Source organism: Rhizobium sp. NFR03 (assembly GCF_900111275.1).
Classification (GTDB): domain Bacteria; phylum Pseudomonadota; class Alphaproteobacteria; order Rhizobiales; family Rhizobiaceae; genus Ferranicluibacter.
In genome coordinates this window covers 205,103-228,467 of record NZ_FOGR01000005.1, presented here as the reverse complement: position 1 = coordinate 228,467, position 23,365 = coordinate 205,103, and the positions used below count along the sequence as shown (strand labels likewise).

Genomic DNA, 23,365 nt, shown 5'->3' with positions numbered 1-23,365 from the left:
TCACCCATGAGGGAATGCCCGCACCGCAAAAATGCGGAACCGCGATGAAAGAGGCGGTTGTCTCTCTCATACCCCCGATGTCACTCTGCATTCCGGCTGGCGCTTCGGAGGTTGCGCCGAGCCGATCTCAGACAGTGACGGGAGGAACGCGATGTCTGTCTTCAAATCCTTTTTGACCGGAGCTCTGCCAGCCCTGGCGATGGCTCTGCCGCTTGCATTCGGCGCAGGCAGCGCAAAGGCGCAGGAGTTTCCACAGCGAACCGTGACCATGGTCGTGCCCTTTGCGGCCGGCGGTTCGACGGACGTGGTAGCGCGCATCGTCGCGCAGAAGATGTCGGACGATCTGGGCCAGCAGGTCATCGTGCAGAACGTTGCCGGTGCCGGGGGTAATCTTGGTGCAACGAATGTCGCCCGCGCCGACGCGGATGGCTACACCATCCTCATGGGTACGGTGGCAACGCACGCGCTGAACCCGCTGATCCTGAAAACCAAGCCCTATGATCCCGAAACGGACTTCGCGCCGGTCTCGCTTCTCGTGCTGGTGCCGAATGTCCTCGTCGTCAATCCGGAACTGCCGGCAAAGACGGTGGCTGAGCTGATCGCCCTTCTGAAAGCCGAACCAGAGAAATATTCCTATGCCTCTTCCGGCAACGGAACACCGCTGCACCTCTCGGGCGAACTCTTCAAAAAGATGGCCGGCGTCAGCATGCTGCACATTCCCTACAAGGGATCCGGCCCCGCTTTGAACGACGTGATCGGAAATCAGGTGCCGATCATGTTCGACAACCTGCCCTCATCCTCCGGCCACATCAAGGCCGGCACCTTGCGGGCGCTGGGCGTGACCACTGCCGAGCGCGCAGCTTCCTTCCCGGACGTACCCACGATTGCCGAAACCGTTCCGGGCTACGAGACCTACACCTGGAATGCGCTGTTCGCCCCCGCCGGCACGCCGGAGCCGGTGATCGCCCGCCTCAACGCCGCCGCCAAGAAGGCCATGGCGGACCCGGACGTTGTCGCCCGCATGAAGGATTTCAGCGCCACCATCGTCGCCTCGACGCCGGATGAACTGAAAACGCACGTGAAGGCGGAGATCGACAAATGGACGCCGGTCGTGAAAGACGCGAATGTGACGCTGGATTGATGGGACGTTTGTAACCGGGGCGCCCCTCACCGGCTGCCGCCAACCTTCTCCCCGCACGCGGGACGGAGGGACTCAATGCCACCGGACTGCCTCATTCGAAAGCGTCGAGTGGGGCAGATCCCCTCTCCCCGCGTGCGGGGAGAGGGCTAGGGTGAGGGGCTATTGGCAAGCGCACGGTTGCCGTGCGACGTTCGCCTATTTCTCCGTCAGCTTCAGCTCGATCCGCCGGTTCTGGTCGCGGGCTTCCTTCGTGTCGCCCTCGGCGATCGGCTGGAACTCACCGAAGCCGGCAGCGACCAGACGGCCGGGGGGAACACCCTTGGATATGAGGTACTTCACGACAGACGTCGCGCGTGCCGACGAAAGTTCCCAATTGTCGACATAGCGACCGGAGCCCGACAGTGGCACGTTGTCGGTATGACCATCGACCCGCAGCACCCAGTTGATCTCCGCCGGAATTTCCTTGGCGAGATCGAGGAGCGCCATTGCGAGCTTCGCCATCTCCTCCTGCCCTGCGGGGTTCAGCTCGTTGCCGCCTGAGGGAAACAGCACTTCCGACTGGAAGACGAAACGGTCGCCGACGATGCGGATGTTTTCCCGGTCCGACAGGATCTCGCGAAGGCGTCCGAAGAAATCGGACCGGTAGCGATTGAGCTCCTGCACACGCTGGGCCAGTGCCACGTTGAGGCGCCGGCCAAGGTCGGCGATCTTGGTCTGGGACGTGGCATCTCGCGCCTCGGACGCCTGAAGAGCGCTCTCGATAGCGGCGATCTGGCTGCGCAGCGCGGCAATCTGCTGATTGAGCAGGTCGATCTGGCTCATGGCGCGACCACTCGCCTGCTGTTCGGCCTCCAGCTTTCCGGTGAGGTCGCCGATACGCTGGTCTGCCGCAGCCGAACTGCCGCTCCCCTGTGCGAGCAGGGATTGCAGCCGCGAGCGCTCGCCCTCCGATGTCGCAAGTGAAGCCTGCAGATTGGCGAGCGAATCTTCCAGGTCCTGCTTGCCGCTCTTTTCCAGCGCCAGGAGTTGGGTCAACTCGTTGATCTGGCTGTTCAGTCGCGTCAGCACCTCATCCTTGCCGCTGATTTCGCGGCTGAGGAGGAACTGTGCCATCACGAAGACGGAGAGCAGAAACATGATGGCGAGCAGCAGCGTCGACAGAGCATCGACGAAACCGGGCCAATAATCCACGGTGCGCTGGTGGCGACCCCTGCGTCCGAGCGCCATCTCAGTCCTGTCCCGTCTCTTCGCTCGCGCGCCGCGGCGTCGGCAGAGACTTCCTGTCATTGTCCGACAGCCGCGCTGCGAGCTTGTCGAGGGTACGGCGCATGGACCGCGCCTCTTCCTGCTGGGCCTCGATCCAGTCTCGCAGCATCTGCTGCTCGCCACGCATGTTCTTCACCAACCCCTGAATGCCCTCGGCAAGGCTCGCTATGGCCGCCGTCGTACGCTGGCTGGTGCCGCCACCCTCCTGCGTCATGCGGCTGAGTTCCTCCGCGAGAAGCCGAAGGTCTTCGGAGCGATCACCGGCGGTGACGTCGGACCGCACGTTCACATCCGAGCTGACATCGGTCACGGAGGACAGCCAGTTTTCAAGTTCGGTATAAAAGCGGCTCTGCGCCCGGCCGGCCTGCAGATCGAGGAAGCCGAGAACCAGCGAGCTTGCAAGGCCGAAGAGCGAGGTGGAGAAGGCGGTGCCCATGCCGGTTAGCGGCGCGGAAAGGCCGGTCTTCAGCGCAGACAGCACGTCTTCCGTGCCGCCGCTGCCCGCATCCAGCGACTGGATGACGGTGTTGATGGAGCCGATGGTGCCGAGCAGGCCCCAGAAGGTGCCGAGCAGACCGAGAAAGACGAGAAGGCCGATGAGATAGCGCGACGTGTCGCGCGATTCATCGAGGCGCGTTGCGATACTGTCGAGAATGGAGCGGAGCGCGGCGGTGGAGATCGCCATCGAATGCCGCTTGCCGATGAGGGCCCTCATAGGGGCGAGCAGCACGGGATCGCGCCCGACCTTGTCGGCGCTGCCGGCAGCGCGGAAGCTGTTGAACCAGCGCACCTCCGGCCGGAGGGCCAGAACATGGGTGAACACGAGAAGGATGCCGATCAGCAGAACGCCAAGGATCAGCCCGTTCAGACCGGGATTGCTGAGAAAGGCGGCGTGCGCCTGCCGGAACAGGATGGCGCCGACAAAGCCGACGATGATGAGGAAGATCACCATGGTCCAGAAGAACACCATGGGGCTCGTCAGCTTGTTCGGATTGTAGTCCCCGCCCTGCTCCGCATCCCAGCCAGACAATGTCAGTTTCGCCATGCCGCTTCTCTCGATTCCCGGTCGGCCACCCGATCATCTCTCGAACGGGTCCGGCCATATGGCGCAGACCCTACTGCATAATATGTGAAACCGGAACGGTTCGCGCGCATATTCTGCAAGGGATCAACGACCTAGACGGCCGCATGATCAAAGAGAAAATGGACAGTCGAGGGATATCGACGCGGGAAAGCGGCAAAAATGGGGATGTGCCGGCAAACGCCGCCGGCACGGTCCGGTCCGGATTACTTGCCCGGCATGGGGCGATGCAGAACCTCGTGCAGCGCCTTGCGGATATATTCGTTGCCGGCGATGATTGAGCCGTCCTCGATCGGCTTGTTGCCGCCGTCGATATCGGCGATCCAGCCGCCTGCCTCGCGCACCATCAAGGTGCCGGCTGCCAGATCCCACGGCATCAGGCCGCGCTCCCAATAGCCGTCGAACCGGCCGGCTGCGACATAGGCCAGCGCCAGGGATGGCGAGCCGAGGCTGCGCACGCCGGCAACTTCGCCCATGACATGGCGCAATTCGATGAGGTAATTGCCGTGATGGCCGCGGCCGAGAAACGGCGTGCCTGAGGAGATGACGGCCTCCGCCAGGCTACGGCGTGCGGCGACGCGCAGGCGACGATCGTTGAGGAATGCCCCGCCGCCGCGTTCGGCCGTGTAGAGTTCGTCCGTCGCGGGGTTGAGGATAACGGCCGTCACGATCTCGCCCTGACGCTCCAGCGCGATGGAAATGGCGAAATGCGGGATGCCGTGCAGGAAGTTAGCGGCGCCGTCGAGCGTATCGACGATCCAGCGATGCGCGCCGTCGCTGCCTTCGACCTCGTCGCCATCCTCGCCGAGATAGCCATAGGTCGGCCGGGCCTTCATCAGCTCTTCGCGGACAATCTTCTCAGCCTTGCGATCGGCCTGCGACACATAGTCGCCCGGCCCTTTCATGGAAACCTGCAGGTTCTGCACCTCGCCGAAATCGCGGGACAACGACTTGCCGGCCTTGAAGGCGGCCTGAACCATGACGTTGAGAAGGGCGGAACGGGCCATTTCGGGCTTCCTCTGAAAAAAGCGCCGGAGAGAGGACCGGCAGATCGCGGGGCTGTCACAGAACGGTCGGCGACGACCATCTCCAAGGCGGAGACCGGACATCAAGCCGACAACGCGGCGGATCGTCCTGACGATCCACCGGGCGGCGCTTCAAGACCACAGATCCCCGTGCATTTCAAGTCCCCGCAACATGCCGGAGCCCAAGGCCGGTGCGGAGCGCTCAGCCACGCACGGCGCGAAAACGGTTCGCCGCCTCGCGGGCTGCCTTTTGTTGAGCTTCGCCGATGCCGAGGTAGAAGTCTTCGAGGTCATCATCCTTCAGGCCGGCGCGGCGCGAAAGCACATACCATTTCGCCGCCTCCACAGGATTGGGCCGGGTGCCGATGGCATTGATATAGAGGTGCGAAAGCTTGTTCTGTGCGACGACGTTGCCGGCATTTGCCGCGCGCAGCATCCAGCGGAAACCCTGTTCGAGATTGCGGCTGCCGCCGACCCCGTCCACGAGCCAGATGCCGGCATCGAGCTGAGCCGTATCGACCCCGGCCGCCGCCGCCCGCAACAGCCATTCCCGCGCCCGCGCGCGCTTGTCGTCGGGAATGCCATCGACATTCAGATAGATTTGCGACAGTGCATATTGCGCATCCGCGATGCCCTGGCTGGCGGAGTTCTCGTAATAGGGAAGCGCCGCCTTCAGCCCGGCCTGCCCCGGCTGGTCGGCCACGAGCAACTGGGCATAATTGAACTGGGCGGAAGCATTGCCGCGGTCGGCCGCCTTTTTCATGAGCTCTTCGGAGCGGGCCTTGTCACGCGGCACGTCCCGCCCCTCCATCAGGAGGATCGCATATTTGAACATGGCGGAGGGATCGCCGGCGGCCGCGGCCTGCCCGTACCAGAAGGCTGCGTCCTTCGGCTTGCGCGGGACGCCGAGCCCCTGCGCGAAAATCTCCGCGACCAGCGTCTGTGCCGAAGCGTCGCCCAGTTGCGCGCGTGGCAGGGCAAGCTCCATGGCCGTGAGATAATAGCCGCGTTGAAACGCGCCATAGGCATCATCGGCCTTGCCCTCGAAAGGCTTTTCCGCCGGAAGCGCGGGAAGCGCCACGCCCATGCGCTCCAGCACATTGACCCCGCCAGACGGCGCGATCTTGCCATCGGCCGGCTTCGCCTCGCCGCCCGGGCGCCGCAGTGCAGGAATTTCATTTTCCGGAAGTGCCGCACCATTGAACGGTGTGATCCGACCGCGCTTGGCCGCCACGCCGGCTTCGCCTGTCGTCGTCTGAGCACCGGCGTCTGGCTCAGGTGGGGGCGACGTCTCGGCCGGGGCTACGACGACGGTGTCGGGTTCGACGCCGGGGAGCGCATCCTGCGCACGCGCTGTCAGGGTGGCAAGGCTCGCCGAGAACAGAGCAGCGGAAAAAAGGCAGAGACGGGGCAAACGATCCAGCATATCCGGTCTTAAGCGTCAAACCGTGGCGCTTTTTCGTCAAGCAGCGCATTGACCTCCGCAACGACAGCGGCAGCCCGCTCCGGCACCTCGAAAACCGCCCGATGAAGCGCAACGAATTCGGCGCCGCTTTCCGCGACCACCAGAGCAGACGCGGGCTCGGCACCGCCCATGACGATGCAGGGGATTTCGATCATCGACGACCACCACTCGCCCAGCGCCACATTCTTCCCGTGCGCCTCCGGCTTGATGTCTCCGTTCAGCTTGCCAAAGAAGATATAATCGGGCTTGGCCTCGCCGATCTCGAGCGCGTGGTGCCGGTCGGCCGCATTCCCGCCGCCGACGATCAGCTTCGGGGAGAATTTTTCGATCGCCTCGCTCATCGCTTCATGGTTGCCCTCGACGTGCAGGCCGTCGGCACGAACCCGCCCGGCAACGCGGGTATCGCCCGCCACGAGCGCCGCGGCGCCGGCGTCCTGAATGATCGGAACGAGCGCTTCCGCATGCTTCTGGAAGGTCTGGTCGTCTAGCCCGTATTGCGGCACGATGACGGAGGCGACATCGCCTCCCTTGAGGGCGTCGCCGACGATTCGGGCGCGCTCCGTGGCATCGGCAATATCGGGAACGATGAGGACGAGGCGGCAACGATTGTCGGTGAGGCTCATGAAGGTGCTCCAGCAGCACGGGGAACGTGCATCTGCGTGTTGTCTGTGCGTCGAGCGATACAAGCTAGCGCGTCGGGGATCAACCTTATCCGAAACAACCGGCCTGCCCTTCGCAGCTCGACTTTCGATAGAAATTTGTGAAAAAATACACTCTCATATGGCGAGTATTAGCAGGTTGCAAAAAATAGCTCGCGGCAATGCACAATTTGCTTGATGACAATGTGCATTTCTAATAACGTTCTAATATGTCAAACCTATCGCCCTTCAATGCCATCGCAGATCCCAACCGTCGCTACCTGCTCGAGGAGCTTCGGCGCGCGCCGAAGACCGTCAACGAACTTGCCGAAGGCTTACCAATCAGTCGCCCGGCAGTTTCGCAGCACCTCAAGGCTCTGCTCGATTCCAACCTCGTTTCCGTCTCGCCCAACGGGACCAAGCGCATCTACCAGATCAACAAGCCGGGATTCGACGCCGTCAATCTCTGGTTGGATCAGTTCTGGGCCTAGTTGCCGCTGTGCACACGGTTATCGGCGGATAAGCCAGCCTGAGGGGGCGGCTTGCGCCTGGAGATGACCGCCACAGCAACGGCACGTGCCTGAGAATCATGATCATTACGCATCCGCCCGGATGCGTCGCCCTGTCATTGCATGTCCGGCAGCGAGGGGCTCGCACCTGATGTTCAGTGTCGCACAAAGCAATGGCTTCACTCTGAAGTAGAAGATTCCGCCGGAAATCTCGCAAAATTGACGGGTGATGTATGTATGTGCCGCTGTCAGGTTTTGCTCGAATCATCAAACCTGCGTTCTCATCCTTCTTGCGGCCGTCGCGATGCGCATCATCGCGTGTCGCCTATATCCCCGCGAACGACGCGGTGATGTCCGGGAAGATGACAACAGAAGTCCCAGCGCCAGGCGCGTATGCAAATGCTTACCGGTGAAGCCCGCGACGTGCTGTTGTGGCGTTGCCTGGGATGGTCATAAGCCACATCCCGACCACATCCTGTATGCACCGCAGCAACAACCAGAAGCAGATTTTCGTCCACGTGGCGGGCGCGAATGCGAAAGCATGCCGCGCAAATCTGCACAACAATCTGGCAGAAGACATGTCCCTGCTCCGACGGAACGGCGCGCCTCGAGGAGAACGAGCCGCCGGCTTCACGACCGACGTCACCCCAAAAAGCCGACGCCTCGCAGATCGGGGTTAACCGATCTGCGAGGCGTCTTGCTTCAAAAGCACGGATGTTGCGCCGTCATGATCGGCTGGGTCCGGCTGTCTTGTGAATTTCCCTGGAGAGAATGCTTTACGTAATCAATGAGTCGTCGAACGGATCTTCGTGATCTCGTCCTTCAAACGCAACTTCCGACGCTTGATCGTGGCAATATACCCGTCTTCTACAGACGGTCTCGTCAGAGCCGAATGCAGTTCTTCTTCGAGAGCACCGTGTTTTTTCTCAAGCGTTGCAAGATGAGCCTCAATGTTCATGTGGCAGTCCCTTCCTTTTGCTTGCATCCGGTCGCCAGGCGCCGGATGTTCAGGTTCTAACCCGGGAAGTGTGCCATGCGTTTTCCGATTTGTCGAAGGCGAAATCGCAGAAACGGATAACTTCCCGTGAACGATCGTTCTATGCTAGAGGATCGCGCCTTGGATGAATCGCGCACGGGACAGGAAGGTTCCGACCATGCTGCAATGATCCGAACCGGCCCGCTCGAAGCCGAGCGTCCACGCGTCTTATTTCTTACCCGACGACAGTTCTGCCGCCGGATGCCGACAGGGAAATCCTCATGCCCGATCAGGACCAGGCCGAACTCAGACTGAGCGTTGCGCGTCTGCGTCAGGAGCACGAAGATTACGATGTCGCGATCAACGCGATGATCCAGACCGGCTGCGACGCGCTGCGAATCCAGCGGATGAAGAAAAAAAAGCTGGCCATCAAGGACAAGATCACGAAGATCGAGGATGTGATCATTCCCGACATCATCGCCTGACCGGCCTGATGAGGGCCATGAGACACGACCGAGCGTGAACCTTACCTCCAGCGCGGGCGTTTTCGAAGGCCGGCGCGAACCCCTTCCGCCAACCTCTCAAGGAGTGCGAGACGTGACGAACCCCGGCCCGCCCCCGGTCGCCATCATCATGGGAAGCCAGTCCGACTGGGAAACCATGAAGAATGCCGCCGATATGCTCGACGCGCTCGACATTCCTTATGAAGCGCGCATCGTTTCGGCCCACCGCACGCCCGACCGGCTGGTGAGCTTCGCTTCCTCCGCTCGCGAAGAAGGCTTCAAGGTCATCATCGCCGGGGCTGGTGGCGCTGCCCACCTGCCCGGCATGACGGCTGCGATGACCCCTCTGCCCGTCTTCGGCGTGCCTGTTCAGTCGAAAACCATGTCCGGCCAGGACAGCCTGCTCTCCATCGTCCAGATGCCGGCTGGTATTCCCGTCGGCACGCTCGCCATCGGCCGCGCCGGCGCTATCAATGCGGCACTGCTGGCCGCCGCCGTGCTGGCCCTTTCCGACCCCGATCTTGCCGACAGGCTGGATATCTGGCGCGCCGAGCAGAGCGCCGCCGTTGCCGAATATCCGGTAGATCCTGCATGATCACGCTCGGCATCATCGGTGGCGGTCAACTCGGGCGCATGCTCGCCATGGCCGCTGCGCGCCTCAACGTTCGCACCGTCATTCTCGAACCGCAGGCGGATTGCCCGGCGGCCCAGGTTGCCAACCGGCAGATCACGGCCGCCTATGACGACGAGGCCGGGCTCGACGCTCTGGCTGCGGCCTGCGACGTCGTGACCTACGAATTCGAGAACGTACCCGTTTCCGCCGCCACGCGTCTTGCGCGCAGCCTGCCGGTCTATCCGCCGCCAAAGGCGCTGGAGGTGGCGCAGGACCGGGTAACGGAGAAGCGGTTCCTCAATGCATGCGGTCTTGAAACCGCGCGTTTCCACCCGATTGACAGCGCCGAGGAACTCGTGACGGCCCTTGCGGATTTCGGCGGCAAGGGCGTCCTGAAGACCCGCCGTTTTGGATATGACGGCAAGGGGCAGCATGTTTTCCGAGAGGATGGCAAGGACGCGGCCGCCGTTTACGAGCGTCTGGGCGCTGTGCCACTGATTCTGGAGAGCTTCATCGGGTTCGACCGCGAGATCTCCATCATCGCCGCGCGCGGCACGAATGGCGCGTTCGCTGCCTTCGATCCGGCGGAGAACGTTCATCGCAACGGTATTCTCCACACCTCCACCGTTCCAGCGACGATCGATACGGCAGCCAGGCAGAGCGCGAACGCTGCGGCAAAAGCCATCCTCGAAACGCTGGATTATGTGGGCGTCATCGGCGTGGAGTTTTTTGTGCGGCCGGATGGGAGCCTCGTCGTCAACGAGATCGCGCCCCGCGTTCACAATTCCGGACACTGGACCGAGGCAGCCTGCGTGATTTCGCAGTTCGAACAGCACATCCGCGCCGTTTGCGATCTTCCGCTGGGCGATACGTCCCGCCATTCGGACGCGGTGATGCAGAACCTCATCGGCGACGACATCCACGACCTGCCACGATGGCTGCAGGAGCCCCGTACGCTCGTTCATCTCTATGGCAAGGACGAGGCCCGGCCGGGCCGGAAGATGGGCCATGTGACGACGCTTGGCCAAGCTTTGCGCCGGATGTCACAAGACTGCTAAAAACCGGGCTTCCCGGCCAAAATCCCGGCCCTTATGGTTGACAGCGCCCCGGGCTCGGGGTATTTGCCAGCCACCGTAAAGAGCGCGCTCAGCCCTGAAAGGCTCGCAGGCGCGCTTTTTGATTGTTTAGACCCTGTGCGAATGTGCATTCGCCGCAACTGCGGATCAGAAAGATGAAGATCAAAAATTCGCTTAAGTCGCTGAAGGCCCGTCATCGCGAAAACCGTCTGGTTCGCCGCAAGGGCCGCGTCTACATCATCAACAAGCTGAACCCGCGTTTCAAGGCCCGTCAGGGCTGAGGCAATCTGCCGAACCGGGACTGCTGTGACCTACGTCTCGACCCTTGGTCGGGAAGCATGTCATAAAATTGATTTGATCTGAGGCCATGGCGGGATACTCTCTCACCATGGCCTTTTTCATGTCCCGTCTTCTGATTCCCGTGACGCGTCGCTCTGCTCTTCTGGTTGCGGCGTGCCTTGCCCTGTCCCCTGCCGGCTTTGTGCAAGCGGCGGATACGGGACAGGTGCCGACCGCCGGGTCGCCGGCTGGCAAGCCGGCCGAGCCGGAAAAGCTGCCCACGCGCGCCGAGAAGCTCGACACGCTCTTTGCGGCGCTGAAGCGCGAGCGGGATGCAGAAAAGGCGCGCGGCATCGCCGAGCAGATCCGGCTCGAGTGGCAGGATTCCGGAAGTGCGACGGTCAACCTTCTCATGCAGTGGGCGGCCAAGGCCGTGGCCGACAGCAAGCAGCCGAGCGCCCTCGACCTTTATGACCAGGTCATCGCACTCGCGCCCGACTATGTCGAAGGCTGGAACCAGCGGGCGACGCTGCATTACCAGATGAGCAACTATCGGAAATCCATGTCCGACATCAACCGCGTGCTGGCCCTGGAGCCGCGGCACTTCGGTGCTCTCGCCGGCATGGCCGCTATCCTCACCGCCTCCGGCAAGGACGAACTGGCGCTGCGGGCCTGGGAACAGTTCCTCACGGTCTACCCCGCCGAACGCAAGGCCCAGGAGCAGGTGGGCGAACTGGAAGAGAAGCTGGCCGGCAACCGCACCTGACGTGTGATCACTGTGCTTCTCAGGCTCGGTGCGTATGTCTCCAACGTGCCCCGTAAAGTGCCGGTCCAAGGCCGGTGAACCGCCACGTGGCGCTTTCCGTATGACATCGAAAATCCGATTGCGAGCCGGAGATCACACCGCCGGTGCCGACATCGGGTTGCGACTTCAAACGGTGTGACGACGATCGATCCATGCCTTCCTTCTCCACCTTCAGGACCATCATGCTCTCCACGCTCGCCGCCTTCTTCATCCTGATTGCCGTGGGCGTCGGCGCCGGAACCTATCAGGCATCGGCTTTCGAGCGGAACAACGACCGTGATGGCGAGCTGGTCGATGTCGGCGGCTACCGCATGAACAGCGTTCACGTGCCCCGCCCAATGGGCGCAGACCTGCCGCCTATCGTCTTCATCCACGGCGCCAGCGCCAATCTCAACGATCCGATGGCAGCCTTTCGCGCGAAGCTGGAAGGCCGCGCGGAGATGCTGTTCCTCGATCGTCCGGGCTTTGGTTATTCCGAGCGCGGCGGGCCGCGCAACGCCTATCCGGACGGACAGGCCGATGCGGTCGCGGCGCTCATGAAGAAGCGCGGAATCAACAAGGCGATCATCGTCGCCCATTCCTTCGGTGGTGCGATTGCCGCAACGTTTGCCTTGAACCACAAGGACATGGTCGAAGGCCTCGTCTTCCTTTCCCCCGCCACGCATCCCTGGCCGGGCGGCATCGACTGGTACTACGACGTCGCGAAAACACCCCTGCTCGGCGATCTCTTCGCAACGCTCGTCGCACCAACCGTCGGACGCCTGCTCGTGGACAAGGCGACACGCAGCGTCTTTGCGCCCAACCGTCGGCCGGACAATTACGTCGCCGAGAGCAAGACCTATCTTGCGCTTCGCCCGGCAACGTTCCGTAACAATGCCGTCGATATCGCCAACCTGCTTGCCTACGTCACCAAGGTCGCCCCGCGCTACGTGGAGATCAAAGCGCCCACAGTCATCATCACCGGAGACCGGGACAACGTCGTCCTGCCGGACATTCACTCCCGACAGCTGCACGAGGCGATTGCCGGCTCAAGGCTGATCACCATCCACAACCTCGGCCACAAACCTGACTACGTCGTCACCGATGTCGCCATCGCCGCCATCGAAACCGTTGCCGGGGAGACGGCTGACCTCAACGGGCTCGCACGCGCAGCGGAGGCGCGCATCGCTGGCGACAACGAGGATTAACCGAGACGCAGGCCTCAACGCGAAACGCCGCGCTCCCTCATGGAACGCGGCGTTTTCACTCTTCGGATGAACCTTGATCGGTCAGACGCCGCCAGCGCCATCTTCGCTGATATAGGCGATGCGCAGCATGTTGGTGGCGCCGGGCGTGCCGAGCGGAACGCCGGCCGAGATGATGATACGATCACCCGGATCGGCAAGGCCTTCCGCGGCGACGATGCGGCAGGCGCGATTCACCATGTCGTCAAGGTCCGTCGCGTCGCTGGTGACGACGCAATGCATGCCCCAGACGACGGAAAGCCGACGCGCCGTCTGGATAACGGGCGAAAGGGCGAGGATCGGTACCTGCGGCCGCTCGCGCGCCGTGCGCAGGCCGGTATTGCCCGAAGACGTGTAGCAGACGATGGCAGACAGCTTGAGCGTTTCGGCGATCTGGTGCGCAGCAAGCGAGATCGCATCCGCACCCGTCGCTTCCGGCGGCGTGCGCTGGGCGTAGATGATGCCGGAATAATGCGGGTCGGTCTCGACCTTGCTGGCGATCGACGACATGGTCGCAACGGCTTCGACCGGGTAATCGCCCGAGGCGGATTCGGCCGACAGCATCACGGCATCCGCACCTTCGAACACCGCGGTGGCGACGTCGGAGACTTCGGCGCGGGTCGGGACCGGTGCCGAGATCATCGACTCCAGCATCTGCGTGGCGACGACGACAGGCTTGCCGGCGCGGCGGCAGGCGCGAATAAGCTGCTTCTGCAGGCCGGGCACGGCCTCGAGCGGCATTTCCACACCAAGGTCGCCACGGGCAACCATGAGAGCGTCCGAAAGTTCGATGATTTCGTCGATGCGCTCGATCGCCTGCGGCTTCTCGATCTTCGACATCAGCCCGACGCGACCGCCGGAAATCTTGCGGACCTCCACCAGATCCTCGGGACGCTGAACGAAGGACAGCGCCACCCAATCGACTTCGTTCGTGGCAAGCACCGCATCGAGGTCGGCACGGTCCTTGTCTGTCAGAACGCCGACGCCGAGCAGCGTGTCGGGCAGGCTCACGCCCTTGCGATCGGAAATCTTCGTGCCGGACACGACGGTACAGACGATGCTCTTGCCATCGGCGCTCTCCGCCTTCAGGTGCAGCTTGCCGTCATCGATCAGCAACCGGTCGCCGGCCTTGACCGATTCGAGAATTTCCGGGTGCGGCAGGAAAACACGGGTCTTGTCGCCAAGCGCCTCGTTGTCGTCGAGCGTGAAGGTCTGGCCGGGAACGAGATCGACCTTGCCATCGACGAACTTGCCGACGCGCAGCTTCGGGCCCTGAAGGTCGGCGAGAATGCCGATCGGACGGCCACACCGTTCCTCGACGCTGCGGATGCGCTGGATGAGCGTGCGCATCATGTCGTGGCTGGCATGACTCATGTTGATGCGGAAAAGATCCGCGCCTGCCTCGTGCAGTTTCTGGATCATCGCCTCTTCGTTCGACGCGGGTCCCAGCGTCGCAAGGATCTTGGCTTTTCTATTCCGTCTCATCAATTCTGGCCTTCTTGAGTCCCGGGCGTATCGGAAAGCTGAACCATCCAGCTGCCCTGGCGTCCCGTGTCATATTCCTTGAAGCCCATGCGCTGGAAACCGCGCGCGAAACAATCCTGGACGCCGACGATCTTGAACTCGTTCTCAGCGACGCACATGTTGACGTTACCTGTCCACCGGCCACCACGCGCCGCATCTTCGGCGTAGAGATAATAGTAGCGGGACTGTAGTTCGCCCTCGATCAGCGTCGCGCAGGTGGTCGCAGGTACCTGCCACCAACCCTCGGTAATCCAGCCTTCCTTGGCGCGGTAGCCGATGGCCACCCCGACGAGGTTCTGCGTACCGTTGCAGACACGAAATTCGGCGCGGGCCTCCGTTGCCACGAGGGGCGAGGCGAGCGCGAGCGCGAAGACAGTCAATCCACCGAGAGACAAGCGACGCATGTTCGACGAGGAGAGAAGATGTCGAGACACGGTTTCCAATGGTGCTCCATTGCATTTTGTCGAGGCACTTTCTTGCGACGGTGCGGGGCGAAAGTCAACGGACGTCTAAGGCCTCATTTCCGGCTTTTTCCGGGCAGGCCCCGACTCCTGCGGAATTCCATAAACCGGGATCGGTTTTATCAGAAGATTATGCAGAAAATGGAGAGTGTTAGAGCGACCTTGGCGCCTCATGAACGACGCGCGGCGCTCTCGCGTCGATGCGCCTGCCTTGCGGTTGCCTTTTCGGCATGTCATCAAAAATTGCAGAGGCACGAAAGAGGTTAAACCCAATGGCCGACGAGGCACCGTTCGAGATCATCAGAGGCGATATGGGCCGCGGGCTCGTGCTGCTTGGCGACCACGCGACCAACCGCCTTCCGACCCGCTACGGCAGCCTCGGCCTGCCGGAAAGCGCTTTCACGCGCCACATCGCCTATGACATCGGCGTGGAACCGCTGATCCGCGGACTGGCCGCTCGCTTGAATGTGCCCGCCGTGATGAGCCGCTATTCCCGCCTGCTGATCGACCCGAACCGGGGCGAGGACGATCCGACGCTGATCATGAAGATATCCGACGGCGCGATCATTACCGGCAATCATCCTCTTTCGCAGAAAGAAGCCGAAGCGCGCCTTGAGGGCTTCCACCGTCCCTATCACCGGGCCGTGGCCTCGACCATTGCAGAGGTCGCGGACGCAAGTGCGCGGACGCCGCTTATCCTGTCGCTTCACTCGTTCACGCCGGCCTGGAAGGGCGTGGCCCGCCCGTGGCATGTCACCGTGCTCTGGGACACGGATGCGCGTGCCGTGCTGCCGCTTCTGGCCGCTTTGCGCGAACCCGGCGACGTCGTGGTCGGCGACAACGAGCCCTATGACGGTGCCTTGCGGGGCGATACGCTCTATCGGCACTGCATGGAAACCGGCATGCCGCATGCTCTGATCGAGGTACGGCAGGACCAGATCGGCACGCCTGAGGGTGTCGCTGCCTGGATCGACCGCCTGGCGCCGATCTTCGAGCAGCTGAATGCCCGCGCCGACCTGCACCGCACGCAGCGGCACCCGTCGCGCACGGGGCCCTACGCCTCGTAACTCACCGCTTTCGAGCGCCCAGCCGCTCAACCGACCAAAGGACATGCCATGCCCGACACGAAAGCGAGCCCGATGCCGGACCTTACGGCCGAACAGCGCACGGAATTCGAAGCCGCCGCCTTTCGCCGCCTGCTGGCGCATCTCGACGAGCGCAGCGACGTGCAGAACATCGACCTCATGAACCTTGCCGGCTTTTGCCGGAACTGCCTGTCCAACTGGTATCGCGATGCAGCCGAGGCAAGCGGACAGCCGTTGACGAAGGAGCAATCCCGCGAGATCGTTTATGGCATGCCCTATGACGAATGGCGGGAGAAGCACCAGCGCGAGGCGAGCGCCGACAAACAGGCTGCCTTCGCGACCAACCGGCCGAAGCCGTGACGGCAATGCAGGCAGATCGTCGTGCGGCGATCTTTGCGCAAAGTGACTTGACCTCGACGCCGCTTCACGGCAGGTGACGGCCCAGCCGGGCATGAGGCCCGAAAGCCTCCGAAATTTCCGCATCCCGTCTGCGCCCTCCCCGGCCGGCCGGAGAGATGTATGGTCAATCAAACAGCCTGAACGAAAAGGACAACAGGAATGGACGAGAGAACAATCCCGGAAACGGGCGTGGAAAACGTCGCCGCTGCCGAGCTTCGCCAGTTCATCGAGCGTATCGAGCGCCTGGAAGAAGAGAAGGCTGCGATCGCCGACGACATCAAGGACGTGATGGGCGAGGCGAAAGGCCGAGGCTACGACACCAAGGCGATCCGCACGATCATTCGCCTGCGCAAGAAGGATGCGAACGAGCGCATCGAGGAGGAAACGATCCTCCAGACCTACATGGCCGCCCTCGGCATGGAATAGTCTGCCGCGGCCAAACGCAGGCAGCAGCAACGCCGCACGTCGCAATCGACGGGCGGCGTCTTCGTTTGCGCGCCGGACGCGACTGCGGGGCTCAGTGGATGAGATTGCGCCGGATGGCATCGGCGATGGCGTGGGTGCGGTTCGCGGCCCCCAGCTTCTTGATTGCCGACTTGATATAGCTGTTGACCGTATCGTTCTGATAGCCCGTCGCCCGCGCGATGCCCTCGCTCGTCAGACCATGGCTCGCCTGCATGAGGCAGGCCACCTCGCCGCGTGACAACCGCAGGTGAGAAATGGCGAAGCGCTCCATCAACGGCCGCGTGACGGCCGCATGCAGGGAGGGTGCGATCAGCATCAGGAACGCGAGCTCCTCGCTGTCGAACGGCGTTTCCCGCATGAAGGTGACCGCGCCATAAACAACGGAATTCCGCATGACCGGTACGAGCGTCCGATTGTGAACGTTAAAGGTCGATGTGACGCGTTCCAGAAGAGCCGGTCTCGGCGTATGCGCCAGGATCTCCGCCTCTACGACGAGCTTGCCCGAAAGCGCGGCCTGGACGAACGGGTCGATCTCGTAAAGCCGCTCGCGCGCATAGGTCTCGACATAGGCGGGCGGCAGGTCGGTATCGACGGAGACGCCACGTCCGAACTGGTACCCTTCGAGATCGAGCCCGCTGATCGCGATATGATCGAAGGGCACCGCACGTCTGAGGCGATCGACCACGGGATTGGACGTGAAATAGCGGTGCTGGGGAACGGAATTCAGATCACGCCATTCCGGGCATAAGGGGGAGAGCGACGAGAGCGCTGTACTGGCCATGACCGAACTCCGAATGCCGACTTACCGTAAGTCTGCCGAGACGGTGTCAAATTTCGCCCGAGATTACAACCGAAAGATCTATTTTTAGGGGATTTACCGTATCGAGGCAAAAATGCCCCGATTAACGGGGCATTTCAAGCTCAGTAGGTCTCGTTACGAGGCCGCAGCGCACAACTGGCTGCAACTAGTTAAAGCGCTGGACTTCCATGAAGTTCACGGCTGTGCCGCTGAACTTGGCCGTGTCGGCGACCGCCGGACGGTTGGTAAATCCGGCAGAGTAGACCGTCGTCGGCGAAGCACGCAGCGAGCTCGAGACGAATCGCGGTGCCTTTACAGGCTTGGACAGCGTCGCCATCCGGCTGGTCGATAGCGCCCATTCCGCAATGATCTTCTGGGTCAGCTTCGGTTCCGTGCGGACGGAAGAGCGATGTGCGGCATCGGCCTGGACCTTTTTCGGACGGGCAGCCTTGGTGGGAACCTCGGCAGGCACATCGAAAGCACTTCCGAAGGGATCACGTGGTGCAGACGTCGGCGCTGGAGCGTAGGACGCGAGCTCCACCGGTGGCGCAGCCGGGCGAACCGGTGCCGCTGCGATCCGGGTCGGATTGTGGGCCGGCACGGCCGGCGGCGTCTGTGCCATGGCCACGACTTCCGGCCTTGCCGCGGGAACAGTCGCGACGGTCGGAGCAGCAAGGGCAACCTTGGCACCGGCTTCAGCCGCGGTATCAACGGGAGCCTGCGCAGTGGCAATCACGGATGGCGCCGTCGTCGGTGTCGGTAACGGCTCTGCCGCCATGCCTGTCTTTGCACCGGAGACATCAGCCTGGGCGACGGCCATCAAGGCAGCCTCTCCAGCGGGACGAAGGGCTGGAACCGGGACGAAGCCCAGAGCTTCCGAATCTTCCGTCATCGCATTCGGGTCGGCACTGGCGAGCAATGCCTCGCTACCCTGAGGATCTGTCTGGCGCGCCATCGGCACGGGAACCTTGTAGCCTCTCAGATCGGCAAACTGCTCGCCCGTCGTTGCCGGGTCTGCCGTTGCGGGATCCGGAAGCGCTGCGGCAAGGGCATCCTGCGCGGCATTTCTCTGCGGAGCGACAAGCGCCGTCTGAACAGCCGTATCCGCCTCCTGGAAGGCAGGGCGAACGAGCGGAACCGGCGCCTTGACGGTCTGTTCCGCAACCACGGGGCCTTCGTCCGCACCCTCTACGCCGGCAAGCACCGGCTGCTGGACAGGGGCGGCCGCGGGCCTGGTTGTCCGGGCGGGTGCCTGAGCAGGCGCTTCGGAATCATCGCTATCGGCACCGCTTGCGATCGCCGTTGCATCCTCGTCCTCATCGCCGCCGCCAAACAGCATGGCGAAGAGGTTCTTGCCGCCGCGTTTGGTCTCGCGATCGCCGGCGCCCTTGGTGCCGCCGCCAGCCACTTCGATGGCGCTCGACCCAACGCGACGCTTGTAGTCCGCCACCGCCTGCTCATAGCCGGGAAGCGGCGAGCCGTCGGAGGGAAGGTGCATGGTCTTGCCGTCCGGGAAAAGCCGAACGAGTTCGCCACGGCTCATGCGCGGCCAGGCGCGCACGCCGCCGACGTCCATGTGGACGAAGGGCGAACCGGATGTCGGATAGTAACCGACGCCGCCGACCTGGAATTTCATGCCGATTTCGCGCAGCGTCTTCAGCTTCACGTCGGGCAGGTAGAAGTCCATCGCCTTGCCGAGCATATGCTGGCTCTTCTTGGCGACACCCTTGGTGCGCGAGCGCAGCATGCCGTTGGTGGCCGGCGAGCGATAGGCGGAGACGACGTGGATGTAATCGCGCGAGCCGCTCTTCTGGTAGACTTCCCAGATCAGGTCGAGAAGACGCGGGTCCATCTTCGTCGGCTCGTTGCGGCGCCAGTCGCGCAGCATGTTGTTGACCTGCTGCAGGCCTTTCGGGTCGTAGCGGCCATTTCGCTTGAAGGTGATTTCTGCCTTCTCGCGGGTATGAATGAAAAAGATCTTGAGCGTCCGGGTCTGTCCGGCGGCCTCGACGGCGGGAACGATACCCGGCGTCACCATGGATGCGGCAATGACCAGCGACCCGAGGAGACGCGGCAGACGGCCGGCCCAACGACGGCAGAGGTCGCGCACTTTGGCGCCGAAAGGCGTTATCATTCCCGACAAATCCTGCAAACCTTCTTCCCCGTCGACGGACACGCCGCTCCCTTTGGCTGTCCAGTTGACTGTCAAATACGGTGACAGCATGGCATTTATGCCACAGTCGTCACTTATCCTTATAATATAGTGAATGGATCACTAACAAGGTCTAAACGACACCGCACGTTTTTGACGAAAGCGTAAGGCAAGCTTGTCCCAACAGGAGGTCGCTCAAGCAGCTTCGGAAAACGGATCATCCGGATCGATCCCGTAATCCTTGAGCTTGCGGTAGAGCGTCGAGCGCCCGATACCAAGCTTTCGCGCCACCTGGCTCATCTGTCCGCGGTAGAATTTCAGCGCGAACCGGATCAGCTCCTCTTCCACCTCGGCCAGCTTTCGCACATTGCCACCGGCATCGACGCTCGGAATGGCCGAATCGGTCGCAGGCTCCACCGACCGCATCGCCCGCCGTTCAGCTGGCGAGAGGGACCGTCCTGCCTGTGCCGGACCGGCATGCAACATCCCGGCCTGCGACGAATGCGAACCTGTCGCAGGTTCGGTGCGCAGCGGCTCGGATGAGAGATGCGGCACCACGCCATGCGCGTGTCCATCCGGGAGAGTGACGGCCAACTGCGGAAAATCCGTGACGTCGAGTTCGGAATGTTCCGCCATGACGACGGCGCGATAAATCGCGCTTTCCAGCTCGCGGATATTGCCCGGCCAGTCATAGGCCGTCAGGAGCGCCATGGCGGCATGGCTGAGGGTCCGTGTCTTCGTCAGACGCTGCTCGCTGGAGAAGATTTCCGCGAAGTTGCGCACGAGCAGGGGAATATCTTCCTTGCGCCGGCGCAGGGCGGGAATAGCGATGGGGAAAACGTTCAGGCGGTAATAGAGGTCCTCGCGGAACCGTCCTTCGCGGACCTCGGTGATCAAATCCTTGTTGGTGGCCGAGATCAGCCGCACATCGACCTTCTGCGGAAGACGCGCGCCGACCGTCTCGACCTCGCCCTGCTGCACGGCGCGCAGCAACTTGACCTGCACGGCCAGCGGCAGATCGCCGATTTCGTCCAGAAACAGCGTGCCGCCATCCGCTTCGACAAATTTTCCGGCATGTTTTTCGGTCGCGCCGGTGAAGGCGCCCTTCTCATGACCGAACAGAATGCTTTCGACGAGATTGGCGGGAATCGCGCCGCAATTGACGGTGATGAAGGGCTTGCCCGCCCGATCGCTACCGGACTGGATGGCGCGTGCCACCATTTCCTTGCCGACGCCGGATTCGCCTTCGAGCACCACCGGTATACTTGATTGGGCGGCGCGTTTGGCCAGGTCGAGCACGCGAATCATAGCCTCGCTGGCAGACACCACATCCTCGAAGCGCACGACATCGCCGCGGCTGCGCCGGCCGGCAGAGCCGCGCGCCGGACGTCCGGATTGCTTCAGGGCATTGCCGACGGCCACAGCCAGGCGTTCCGGCGAGACCGGCTTCACCACGAAATCGAACGCGCCAGCCTGCATCGCCAGCACCACCGTCTCGATGCCGCCCTGACCGGTCTGCACGATGGCGGGGATCGTGATGTTGCGCTCGGCCAGCGCGGCGAGCACCGAATGGCCGTCCATTTCCGGCATCATCAGGTCGAGAAGAATGACATCGATCCGCGCACCACGGCGCAGCAGCACGTCGAGCCCGGCGCGACCGTTTTCCGCCACATGCGCGATATAGCCGAGCCGCTCGATCATGCCTGTCAGGATTCGCCGCTGGACCGGATCGTCATCGATCACGAGAATCTGCGCTGCCATGGGACCTCCTGCCTCAAACGTCATCGACGCACCGTCATGCGCGCCACCTTCAGCGTCCATTCCTGGCACAAAGGATTGAACACCGTGTTTGGCGAAAGACTTGCATTTTAACCAACGGGGACGTTAGGTTCCGGCCCCGCGCAATGCCCGGCCGAGCGCCCCGCACGGTGCCCCCGACGGCCTGTGGCCGACCTCACGAAATGTCCGGCTGCCGCTTCGGCGCCGAAGCAAGCGAGTGACCGCAATGACCCTCTCTCCCCTGACATCGCCTCTCTCCCAGCGCCTCCTCAGCCCGCTTGATGCTGCAAGGACAGATGCCGCAACGGTGGATGCGGCACTTGGCGATCTGCCGCAGTGGAGACTGGAGGATCTGTACCCCGCACCCGGATCGCAGATCTTCCGGGACGATCTGGAAAAGGCAGGTGCGGAATGCCGGGCCTTCGAGGCCAGGTGGAAGGGCCGACTGACAGACGCTGGCACAAAGACCGGTGATGAAGGTCTCGGGAAAGCCGTCCAAGAGTTCGAGGCCCTGGAAGAGCTTATGGGCCGCATCGGCTCCTATGCCGGGCTCACCTATTACACCGATACGTCCGACCCTGAAGTCGGCAAGTTCTTCGGCGATGTCCAGGCCAAGCTCACGGACTATGCGAGCCACCTTCTGTTCTTCGCCCTGGAAATGAACCGGATCGATGATGCGGTGCTCGAAGCGGCGCTTGCGACCGACGCGCTGGCCGCGCACTACCGGCCCTGGATCCTCGACCTCAGGATGGACAAGCCCTACCAGCTGGACGACCGGCTGGAGCAGCTGTTCCTCGAGAAATCCATGACCGGGGCCGGCGCCTTCAACCGCCTGTTCGACGAGACCATGGCCGCGCTGACCTTCAACGTCGATGGCGAGGTGCTGCCGCTGGAGCGCACGCTCAGCCTCCTGCAGGAGCCGGACGCCGAAACGCGCCGCAAGGCCGCGCAGGCGCTGGCCGCAACCTTCCGCGCCAATATTCGCACCTTTGCGCTCATCACCAACACGCTGGCCAAGGACAAGGAAATCTCCGACCGCTGGCGCGGCTTCACCGACATCGCCGACAGCCGGCACCTGGCAAACCGGGTGGAGCGCGAGGTGGTGGACGCGCTGGCGCAGGCTGTTCGCGAGGCATATCCGCGCCTTTCGCACCGCTATTATGCCATGAAGGCGAAGTGGCTCGGCATGGAGCGGATGAACTTCTGGGACCGCAACGCGCCCCTGCCGGAAACGCCCAACCATCTGATCCCCTGGAACGAGGCGCGCGAGACGGTGCTCTCGGCTTACGGCGCCTTCGATCCGGAAATGGCCGCCATCGCCCGCCGCTTCTTCGACGGCGGCTGGATCGACGCGCCGGTGCGCCCGGGCAAGGCACCGGGCGCCTTCGCGCATCCGACCGTGCCCTCCGCCCACCCTTATGTGCTCGTGAACTACATGGGCAAGCCGCGCGACGTGATGACGCTCGCACACGAACTCGGCCACGGGGTGCATCAGGTGCTGGCCGGCGGACAGGGCGCGCTGATGGCCTCGACGCCGCTGACGCTTGCGGAAACCGCTTCCGTCTTCGGCGAAATGCTGACCTTCCGCGCGCTGCTGGAGCGCACGACGGACAAGCGCGAGCGCAAGGCGATGCTCGCCCAGAAGGTCGAGGACATGATCAACACGGTCGTGCGCCAGATCGCCTTCTACGAATTCGAGCGGAAGCTGCACACGGCGCGTAAAGATGGCGAGTTGACGCCGGAGGCGATCGGCCAGCTCTGGCTGTCCATTCAGGCCGAGAGCCTCGGTCCGGCGATCGCGATTTCAGAGGGTTACGAGACCTACTGGGCCTATATCCCGCACTTCATCCATTCGCCCTTCTACGTCTATGCCTATGCGTTCGGGGACTGCCTCGTGAACTCGCTCTATGCCGTCTACGAAAAATCGGAAGGCGGGTTCCAGCAGAAGTATTTCGACATGCTGAAGGCCGGCGGCAGCAAGCACCATAGCGAACTTCTCGCGCCCTTCGGCCTCGACGCGACCGATCCCGCCTTCTGGGAAAAGGGCCTGTCGATGATCGAAGGCCTGATCGACGAGCTGGAGGCACTGGACGCGGCGTGA

22 protein-coding genes and 1 pseudogene are annotated in these 23,365 nt (G+C 62.8%); 12 read left to right on the top strand and 11 right to left on the bottom strand.

Features of this window, described 5'->3' with window-relative positions; genetic code table 11:
• Positions 1-199 precede the first annotated feature (199 nt).
• Entirely contained in the window at positions 200-1,141 is a 942-nt protein-coding gene (locus tag BSG19_RS17360; RefSeq protein WP_244529312.1) for a Bug family tripartite tricarboxylate transporter substrate binding protein, read from the top strand.
• Positions 1,142-1,336: 195 nt separating this feature from the next.
• Here the strand turns inward: BSG19_RS17360 and BSG19_RS17355 are convergent, their stop codons facing one another.
• From BSG19_RS17355 to BSG19_RS17335, 5 genes are all read right to left on the bottom strand, one after another.
• Positions 1,337-2,368, bottom strand: a complete 1,032-nt coding sequence (locus BSG19_RS17355) for a peptidoglycan -binding protein (RefSeq protein WP_092989286.1) — start codon at positions 2,366-2,368, stop codon at positions 1,337-1,339.
• Position 2,369: 1 nt separating this feature from the next.
• A complete protein-coding gene (locus tag BSG19_RS17350) occupies positions 2,370-3,452 on the bottom strand; it encodes a MotA/TolQ/ExbB proton channel family protein (RefSeq protein ID WP_139274790.1) in 1,083 nt (360 codons plus the stop codon).
• Positions 3,453-3,694: 242 nt separating this feature from the next.
• Positions 3,695-4,495 carry an inositol monophosphatase family protein gene (locus BSG19_RS17345; RefSeq protein WP_092989285.1) on the bottom strand — a complete coding sequence of 267 codons (801 nt, stop codon included), beginning with the start codon at positions 4,493-4,495 and terminating at the stop codon, positions 3,695-3,697.
• Positions 4,496-4,715: 220 nt separating this feature from the next.
• Positions 4,716-5,939: a tetratricopeptide repeat protein gene (locus BSG19_RS17340; RefSeq protein ID WP_244529302.1), complete on the bottom strand. Its 1,224-nt coding sequence runs from the start codon at positions 5,937-5,939 to the stop codon at positions 4,716-4,718.
• 8 nt (positions 5,940-5,947) lie between these two features.
• Positions 5,948-6,601 carry a thiamine phosphate synthase gene (locus BSG19_RS17335; RefSeq protein ID WP_092989284.1) on the bottom strand — a complete coding sequence of 218 codons (654 nt, stop codon included), beginning with the start codon at positions 6,599-6,601 and terminating at the stop codon, positions 5,948-5,950.
• 245 nt (positions 6,602-6,846) lie between these two features.
• Here BSG19_RS17335 and BSG19_RS17330 point away from each other — a divergent pair, with 245 nt between their 5' ends.
• The gene (locus BSG19_RS17330; RefSeq protein WP_092989283.1) at positions 6,847-7,107 is read left to right on the top strand and encodes an ArsR/SmtB family transcription factor; all 261 of its coding nucleotides are present in this window, start codon (positions 6,847-6,849) and stop codon (positions 7,105-7,107) included.
• Positions 7,108-7,909: 802 nt separating this feature from the next.
• Here BSG19_RS17330 and BSG19_RS17320 read toward each other — a convergent pair.
• Positions 7,910-8,083 carry a YdcH family protein gene (locus BSG19_RS17320; protein WP_092989281.1) on the bottom strand — a complete coding sequence of 58 codons (174 nt, stop codon included), beginning with the start codon at positions 8,081-8,083 and terminating at the stop codon, positions 7,910-7,912.
• Between the two features lie 299 nt (positions 8,084-8,382).
• Between BSG19_RS17320 and BSG19_RS17315 the strand changes: the two genes are divergently transcribed.
• The 6 genes from BSG19_RS17315 (at position 8,383) to BSG19_RS17290 (ending at position 12,564) form a co-directional block, all read left to right on the top strand.
• Positions 8,383-8,586, top strand: a complete 204-nt coding sequence (locus BSG19_RS17315) for a YdcH family protein (RefSeq protein WP_062475794.1) — start codon at positions 8,383-8,385, stop codon at positions 8,584-8,586.
• Positions 8,587-8,734: 148 nt separating this feature from the next.
• Positions 8,735-9,199 carry a 5-(carboxyamino)imidazole ribonucleotide mutase gene (gene purE, locus BSG19_RS17310; RefSeq protein WP_092989464.1) on the top strand — a complete coding sequence of 155 codons (465 nt, stop codon included), beginning with the start codon at positions 8,735-8,737 and terminating at the stop codon, positions 9,197-9,199.
• Positions 9,196-10,275, top strand: a complete 1,080-nt coding sequence (locus BSG19_RS17305) for a 5-(carboxyamino)imidazole ribonucleotide synthase (RefSeq protein WP_092989280.1) — start codon at positions 9,196-9,198, stop codon at positions 10,273-10,275. Before purE ends, BSG19_RS17305 begins: the two co-directional genes overlap by 4 nt.
• Positions 10,276-10,448: 173 nt before the next feature.
• Positions 10,449-10,574: a type B 50S ribosomal protein L36 gene (gene ykgO, locus BSG19_RS17300; protein ID WP_034855034.1), complete on the top strand. Its 126-nt coding sequence runs from the start codon at positions 10,449-10,451 to the stop codon at positions 10,572-10,574.
• 119 nt (positions 10,575-10,693) lie between these two features.
• Positions 10,694-11,338 (top strand): tetratricopeptide repeat protein, encoded by a 645-nt coding sequence (locus tag BSG19_RS17295; RefSeq protein WP_092989463.1) that lies wholly within the window; start codon positions 10,694-10,696, stop codon positions 11,336-11,338.
• 191 nt (positions 11,339-11,529) lie between these two features.
• The gene (locus tag BSG19_RS17290; protein WP_244529301.1) at positions 11,530-12,564 is read left to right on the top strand and encodes an alpha/beta fold hydrolase; all 1,035 of its coding nucleotides are present in this window, start codon (positions 11,530-11,532) and stop codon (positions 12,562-12,564) included.
• Positions 12,565-12,645: 81 nt separating this feature from the next.
• Here the strand turns inward: BSG19_RS17290 and pyk are convergent, their stop codons facing one another.
• Both pyk and BSG19_RS17280 read right to left on the bottom strand, forming a co-directional pair.
• On the bottom strand, positions 12,646-14,085 hold the full coding sequence (gene pyk, locus BSG19_RS17285; protein ID WP_092989279.1) for a pyruvate kinase: 1,440 nt from the start codon (positions 14,083-14,085) through the stop codon (positions 12,646-12,648).
• A pseudogene (locus BSG19_RS17280) lies at positions 14,085-14,456 on the bottom strand (DUF1036 domain-containing protein); the annotation flags it as partial. The pseudogene BSG19_RS17280 and the gene pyk, both read right to left, overlap by 1 nt.
• A 401-nt stretch (positions 14,457-14,857) precedes the next feature.
• Between BSG19_RS17280 and BSG19_RS17275 the strand changes: the two are divergent.
• The 3 genes from BSG19_RS17275 to BSG19_RS17265 all read left to right on the top strand — a co-directional run bounded on the left by BSG19_RS17275 (position 14,858) and on the right by BSG19_RS17265 (position 16,495).
• The gene (locus BSG19_RS17275; protein WP_092989278.1) at positions 14,858-15,652 is read left to right on the top strand and encodes an N-formylglutamate amidohydrolase; all 795 of its coding nucleotides are present in this window, start codon (positions 14,858-14,860) and stop codon (positions 15,650-15,652) included.
• Positions 15,653-15,724: 72 nt separating this feature from the next.
• Positions 15,725-16,030 (top strand): DUF1244 domain-containing protein, encoded by a 306-nt coding sequence (locus tag BSG19_RS17270; RefSeq protein WP_092989460.1) that lies wholly within the window; start codon positions 15,725-15,727, stop codon positions 16,028-16,030.
• 198 nt (positions 16,031-16,228) lie between these two features.
• Positions 16,229-16,495: a DUF2312 domain-containing protein gene (locus tag BSG19_RS17265; RefSeq protein ID WP_092989277.1), complete on the top strand. Its 267-nt coding sequence runs from the start codon at positions 16,229-16,231 to the stop codon at positions 16,493-16,495.
• Positions 16,496-16,586: 91 nt separating this feature from the next.
• On the opposite strand, the gene BSG19_RS17260 is transcribed toward BSG19_RS17265, so the two are convergent.
• The 3 genes from BSG19_RS17260 to BSG19_RS17250 form a co-directional block, all read right to left on the bottom strand.
• Positions 16,587-17,315 (bottom strand): helix-turn-helix transcriptional regulator, encoded by a 729-nt coding sequence (locus tag BSG19_RS17260; protein ID WP_092989276.1) that lies wholly within the window; start codon positions 17,313-17,315, stop codon positions 16,587-16,589.
• Between the two features lie 184 nt (positions 17,316-17,499).
• Positions 17,500-19,485 carry a peptidoglycan L,D-endopeptidase MepK gene (locus BSG19_RS17255; RefSeq protein WP_092989459.1) on the bottom strand — a complete coding sequence of 662 codons (1,986 nt, stop codon included), beginning with the start codon at positions 19,483-19,485 and terminating at the stop codon, positions 17,500-17,502.
• Positions 19,486-19,680: 195 nt separating this feature from the next.
• A complete protein-coding gene (locus tag BSG19_RS17250) occupies positions 19,681-21,246 on the bottom strand; it encodes a sigma-54-dependent transcriptional regulator (protein ID WP_092989275.1) in 1,566 nt (521 codons plus the stop codon).
• Positions 21,247-21,490: 244 nt separating this feature from the next.
• Here BSG19_RS17250 and BSG19_RS17245 point away from each other — a divergent pair, with 244 nt between their 5' ends.
• On the top strand, positions 21,491-23,365 hold the full coding sequence (locus BSG19_RS17245) for a M3 family oligoendopeptidase (protein WP_092989274.1): 1,875 nt from the start codon (positions 21,491-21,493) through the stop codon (positions 23,363-23,365).

Excerpts from the sequence above, each read along its gene's own strand:
- BSG19_RS17360 (WP_244529312.1), top strand. The coding sequence starts at position 200 with ATGGCTCTGCCGCTTGCATTCGGCGCAGGCAGCGCAAAGGCGCAGGAG.
- BSG19_RS17265 (WP_092989277.1), top strand. The coding sequence starts at position 16,229 with ATGGACGAGAGAACAATCCCGGAAACGGGCGTGGAAAACGTCGCCGCT.
- BSG19_RS17245 (WP_092989274.1), top strand. The coding sequence starts at position 21,491 with ATGACCCTCTCTCCCCTGACATCGCCTCTCTCCCAGCGCCTCCTCAGC.
- BSG19_RS17270 (WP_092989460.1), top strand. The coding sequence starts at position 15,725 with ATGCCGGACCTTACGGCCGAACAGCGCACGGAATTCGAAGCCGCCGCC.
- BSG19_RS17315 (WP_062475794.1), top strand. The coding sequence starts at position 8,383 with ATGCCCGATCAGGACCAGGCCGAACTCAGACTGAGCGTTGCGCGTCTG.
- BSG19_RS17275 (WP_092989278.1), top strand. The coding sequence starts at position 14,858 with ATGGCCGACGAGGCACCGTTCGAGATCATCAGAGGCGATATGGGCCGC.
- BSG19_RS17250 (WP_092989275.1), bottom strand. The coding sequence starts at position 21,246 with ATGGCAGCGCAGATTCTCGTGATCGATGACGATCCGGTCCAGCGGCGA.
- BSG19_RS17350 (WP_139274790.1), bottom strand. The coding sequence starts at position 3,452 with ATGGCGAAACTGACATTGTCTGGCTGGGATGCGGAGCAGGGCGGGGAC.
- BSG19_RS17295 (WP_092989463.1), top strand. The coding sequence starts at position 10,694 with ATGTCCCGTCTTCTGATTCCCGTGACGCGTCGCTCTGCTCTTCTGGTT.
- BSG19_RS17345 (WP_092989285.1), bottom strand. The coding sequence starts at position 4,495 with ATGGCCCGTTCCGCCCTTCTCAACGTCATGGTTCAGGCCGCCTTCAAG.
- BSG19_RS17260 (WP_092989276.1), bottom strand. The coding sequence starts at position 17,315 with ATGGCCAGTACAGCGCTCTCGTCGCTCTCCCCCTTATGCCCGGAATGG.
- BSG19_RS17355 (WP_092989286.1), bottom strand. The coding sequence starts at position 2,368 with ATGGCGCTCGGACGCAGGGGTCGCCACCAGCGCACCGTGGATTATTGG.
- BSG19_RS17320 (WP_092989281.1), bottom strand. The coding sequence starts at position 8,083 with ATGAACATTGAGGCTCATCTTGCAACGCTTGAGAAAAAACACGGTGCT.
- pyk (WP_092989279.1), bottom strand. The coding sequence starts at position 14,085 with ATGAGACGGAATAGAAAAGCCAAGATCCTTGCGACGCTGGGACCCGCG.
- BSG19_RS17290 (WP_244529301.1), top strand. The coding sequence starts at position 11,530 with ATGCCTTCCTTCTCCACCTTCAGGACCATCATGCTCTCCACGCTCGCC.
- purE (WP_092989464.1), top strand. The coding sequence starts at position 8,735 with ATGGGAAGCCAGTCCGACTGGGAAACCATGAAGAATGCCGCCGATATG.
- ykgO (WP_034855034.1), top strand. The coding sequence starts at position 10,449 with ATGAAGATCAAAAATTCGCTTAAGTCGCTGAAGGCCCGTCATCGCGAA.
- BSG19_RS17305 (WP_092989280.1), top strand. The coding sequence starts at position 9,196 with ATGATCACGCTCGGCATCATCGGTGGCGGTCAACTCGGGCGCATGCTC.
- BSG19_RS17335 (WP_092989284.1), bottom strand. The coding sequence starts at position 6,601 with ATGAGCCTCACCGACAATCGTTGCCGCCTCGTCCTCATCGTTCCCGAT.
- BSG19_RS17340 (WP_244529302.1), bottom strand. The coding sequence starts at position 5,939 with ATGCTGGATCGTTTGCCCCGTCTCTGCCTTTTTTCCGCTGCTCTGTTC.
- BSG19_RS17330 (WP_092989283.1), top strand. The coding sequence starts at position 6,847 with ATGTCAAACCTATCGCCCTTCAATGCCATCGCAGATCCCAACCGTCGC.